5 protein-coding genes are annotated in these 4,226 nt (G+C 64.8%); all 5 read right to left on the bottom strand.

Annotated features, from left to right (window positions below; all coding sequences use genetic code 11):
* Positions 1–446 (bottom strand): glycosyltransferase family 2 protein (locus QOJ24_RS26035; protein WP_526266388.1); only part of this gene is annotated, 446 nt, incomplete at its 3' end.
* Between the two features lie 94 nt (positions 447–540).
* Entirely contained in the window at positions 541–1,416 is an 876-nt protein-coding gene (folP, locus tag QOJ24_RS26030) for a dihydropteroate synthase (RefSeq protein ID WP_526266386.1), read from the bottom strand.
* Between the two features lie 112 nt (positions 1,417–1,528).
* Positions 1,529–2,182 carry a VTT domain-containing protein gene (locus tag QOJ24_RS26025; RefSeq protein WP_526266385.1) on the bottom strand — a complete coding sequence of 218 codons (654 nt, stop codon included), beginning with the start codon at positions 2,180–2,182 and terminating at the stop codon, positions 1,529–1,531.
* A 13-nt stretch (positions 2,183–2,195) separates the two neighbouring features.
* Positions 2,196–2,531: a hemophore-related protein gene (locus QOJ24_RS26020; RefSeq protein WP_526266383.1), complete on the bottom strand. Its 336-nt coding sequence runs from the start codon at positions 2,529–2,531 to the stop codon at positions 2,196–2,198.
* Positions 2,532–2,666: 135 nt separating this feature from the next.
* The coding region (gene fadD6, locus QOJ24_RS26015; RefSeq protein ID WP_526266381.1) for a long-chain-acyl-CoA synthetase FadD6 at positions 2,667–4,226 on the bottom strand (1,560 nt) is incomplete at its 5' end.

Here is a 4,226-nt window from a genome sequence, read left to right as displayed (position 1 = left end):
AGCGGGCCGAGCAGTTTCGGCACGAACATCGGGTCGGGGTCGATCAGGTCGGAGTCGACGAACACGACGATGTCGCCGGTGGTCACCGCGAGCGAGCGCCACAGCACCTCACCCTTACCCGGCTGCGGTGTGACCTCGGGGAGTGCGACCTCGCGGCTGATCACCCGCGCACCGGCCGCCAGCGCACGGATCTCGGTGTCGTCGGTGGAGCCGGAATCCAGCACGATGATCTCGTCCACCAGGCCACCGAGCAGTGGGGTGATGGTCTCGACGACCGAGCCGACGGTCTGTTCCTCATTGAGTGCGGGCAGCACCACCGAGATGGTGCGCGACCCCTTGGCCGCCTCCAGCTCGGCGATGGTCCACGTGGGTCGGCTGAAGCTGTGGTCGTTCAACCATCGGCCGGCGACCACGTCAGTGCCGGGAAGTTCAGGAGACAGCGTCATCGTTCGACTCCCCCTCGCTCCGGTCCTCGCTCGTCCCTCGTCCCCTGCCCTGCGGGCGTGGGCCCAGCGATCCTCACTCGGGTCCGTCTCAGTGTCATGCCAGTCCCCTAACCGTGCGCGTGGGCGAACGCACGCCCTGGATCGACGCGACCATTTCGAGAACGCGCCGCGTGGGCCCGACTTCATGCACTCGGAACATCGCGGCGCCCTCCGCGGCGGCCAGCGCCGTCGCTGCGAGGGTGCCTTCCAAGCGTTCTGTCAGGTCCACACCGAGAGTTTCCCCGACGAAATCTTTATTGCTCAGCGCCATCAGGACTGGCCATCCAGTTTTTACAAGGTCTTTTACATGGCGCAACAAACTAAGACCGTGGTAAGTGTTTTTGCCGAAATCGTGCGTCGGATCGATTAACACTGCGTCTCGCGCCACCCCGGCGGCCACCGCCCGTTCGGCCGCGGTGGTCACCTCGGCGATCACGTCGTCGACGACGCCTCGCTCGGAGATTCCGTAGTTCACCCGGAACGGGCGGGTCCGCGGTGTCGCGCCGCCGGTGTGCGAGCACACCAGGCCCGCGCCGAACTCCGCGGCGACCTCGGCCAGGCCCGGGTCATGGCCGCCCCAGGTGTCGTTGATCAGGTCCGCCCCTGCCGAGCAGGCCTGCTTCGCGACCGCCGAACGCCAGGTGTCGACGCTGATCAGCTGGTCGGGGTAGCTGTCGCGGAGCCACTCGATGAACGGCACCACCCGCGCGACCTCTTCGTCGACGTCGACGTTCTCGCCGGGCCCGGCCTTGACCCCGCCGACGTCCACGACGTCGGCGCCGTCGGCTATCACCCCGTGGGCCGCGGACTTGGCGGCCTCATCGGTGAAATTGGCGCCGCCGTCGTAGAACGAGTCCGGCGTGCGGTTCACGATGGCCATGATCAGCGCACGATCGCCTGCCACCGGACGGCCGCAGAAGGTCGTCTGCATACTTCCAGGCTACGGGCGTGCGATTTCGGCACGCTCAGTCGCGCCTAGTGCAATCAACCGCGCCGACTTTGAACTGTCGTCCTACCCAGCCGGGTAAAACGCAGAGACGCATCTAATGGTGTCTGAGCGTTTCCCAGTCGTATTCTGACTCGAGTCCGACGATCAGACGGTTGGCACGTTCCCGCAGTAGCAGTGTCATCGCGATGCCACAAATCACAGCAACGACGAGCGCCACCCAGCCGAACCGGGAAACCCATCGCTCGGCGGCCAAGCCCACGTAATACACGGCGGCTGTCGTGCCCCCCGCCCAGCACAGCGCCCCCACGACGTTGGCGGCAATGAAGTGCGGGTAGTGCATCTTCAACGCACCGGCGAGAGGGCTGGCCAAGATGCGAAGTAAGGGGATGAAACGCCCAAAGAACACCGCAGACACGCCCCAGCGGGCGAACAGCCGCCTGGCGAGCGCGACATGCCCGGGGCCGAAGTGCTTGGGAAAGCGTTTGCCGAGCCGCTCGAAGAGCGACATGCCGAATCGACGCCCGACCGTGTATGCAATGGCGCCTCCGACGATCGCCCCGGCCGTTGCGGCCGCGCCCACGGCTATCGGGCTGATGTCGAGGTTGGGACGCGAGGCCAGCAATGCCGCGCCGACGAGCACGGTGTGCCCCGGAACCGGAATGCCTACGCTCTCGATCCCTACGACGGCGACGACAAGCAGATACACGGCAATAGGTGGGATCGACTGCAGCATCGAGGCCACGTCCATGCAGAAACGTCGCTCAGTAGTTGTTGCAGACGGCGGCGACCTGCAGGAGTGATCCAGTGAACTGTTGCCCCCAATGCGCACTGTGCGCCTGGACCATTTGCTGGCGCTGATCCACCGGCGATGCGAGGAATGTCCGCAGCATGGCCTGCGCCATCGGTTGCGTGTTGAACTGGTTGGAAAGTTCGGGCGATTGCGCGTTCAGCGCCGCCACTACCTGTGGATAGGTACACGTCGTGTTGATCAGCGTGGACATATCGGGTTGCGCGGAAGCATTCCCGGCGCCCGACGTCAACGACATCACCAGACCGCCAAACGCGACAATCACTGTGGTAGCGAACAGCTTCACCATCTTCGTACACTCCCGACCCGGCGCATAGCGATCTCTCGACGCTAGCAGGGTTCGCCAGCGCTTTAATCGCTTTGACCAGTCCGATTGCGAAGTCGGGCTTGGCCATACACGGCGGACTATCGCGCGTCGAAATAACTACTTCGGCTTCTTGCCGTCCTTCACCTCGGCGAGGTAGTCGTCGTAGTACTCGACGTAGCCCTCGTCGGGTCCCGACAGCACGTAGATCGGGTCCTCGATGTCGTTGGCTTCCTCGTCACCCTCGCCGGAACTGCCGCCGAAGCCCTCTTTGCGGAGGTCGACCTTCTGGCTCTTGAACGTCGACGTGTGCGCGAGTTCCTTGACGACCCGGACGAACAGCGGAACCGCATAGGGGGGCAGGTGCTCGTAGACGGCCTTCGCCAGCGCCTTGCCGTCGAACTCCTTGCCTTCTTTGAGCTGGATGGCGGCCATACCGGCCTTGCCGCCGACGTCGGGCACCTCGACGCCGAAGACTGTCGCTTCCTCGATCTGCGGGTCGGTGGACACCGCCGCCTCGACCTCGGTGGTGGCGACGTTCTCGCCCTTCCACCGGAACGTGTCGCCGAGCCGGTCGGTGAACGCCGCGTGCCCGAAGCCCTGCGAGCGCATCAGGTCACCGGTGTTGAACCACACATCGCCGTCCTTGAAGGCGTCGCGCACCAGCTTCTTCTCGGACTCTTCCTTGTCGGTGTAGCCGTCGAACGGCTGGAAACTGCTGACCTTCGACAGCAGCAGACCCGGTTCGCCGTTCTTGACCTTTCGGACACGGCCCTTGTCATCGCGCTTGGGGTCGCCGGTCTCGTCGTCGTACTCCACGAACGCGACGGGCGTCGGGCAGATGCCGGTGGTCTTGTCGACGTTCAGAACGTTGACGAACGCGGTGTTGCCCTCGCTAGCCGCGTAGAACTCGCAGACCCGGTCGATGCCGAAGCGCTTGGTGAACTCGTCCCAGATCGACGGCCGAAGGCCGTTGCCCGCGATCACCCGCACCTTGTGCTTGCGGTCGGTGTCCTTCTCCGGCTGGTTGAGCAGATACGCGCAGACCTCGCCGATGTAGACGAATGCCGTTGCGTCGTAGCGGATCACGTCGTCCCAGAACTTCGAGGCCGAGAACGACTTGCCCAGCGCCAGCGACGACCCGGAGCTGAGCACCGCCGACAGCGCGACCGTCAGCGCGTTGTTGTGGTAGAGCGGCAGGCAGCAGTACAGGGTGTCGTTGTTGTTGAGCCGCATCCCGAGGCCGCCGAAACCGGCGAGCGCCCGCAGCCACCGGTAGTGCGTCATGATGCTGGCCTTGGGCATTCCGGTGGTGCCCGAGGTGAAGATGTAGAACGCCTTGTCCTTGGCGAGCACGGCCGACGCGGTCGCCGGGTTCTTCGTCGGCGCGGTCTCGGCCAGCTTCTTGAACTCCTCGAGCTCAATCAACCCTTCGGTGTCGGCGCCGCTTTCCTTGATCGGGTCGACGAAGTCGGAGTCGGCGACGATGACCTTGGCCGACAGCAATCCCAGACTGTGATTGAGCACGTCGCCGCGCTGGTTGTAGTTCAGCATCCCGGAGATCGCGCCGCACTTGACCGCTGCCAACATCAGCAGCACCGGGTCGGGTGAGTTGGGAAGCATGATGCCCACCACGTCGCCCTTGCCCACCCCGCGCGCTGCCAGCACCGCGGCATAGCG

It is taken from the genome of Mycobacterium sp., from assembly GCF_032159775.1.
Classification (GTDB): domain Bacteria; phylum Actinomycetota; class Actinomycetes; order Mycobacteriales; family Mycobacteriaceae; genus Mycobacterium.
This window is presented reverse-complemented; position numbering and strand designations above follow the sequence as displayed.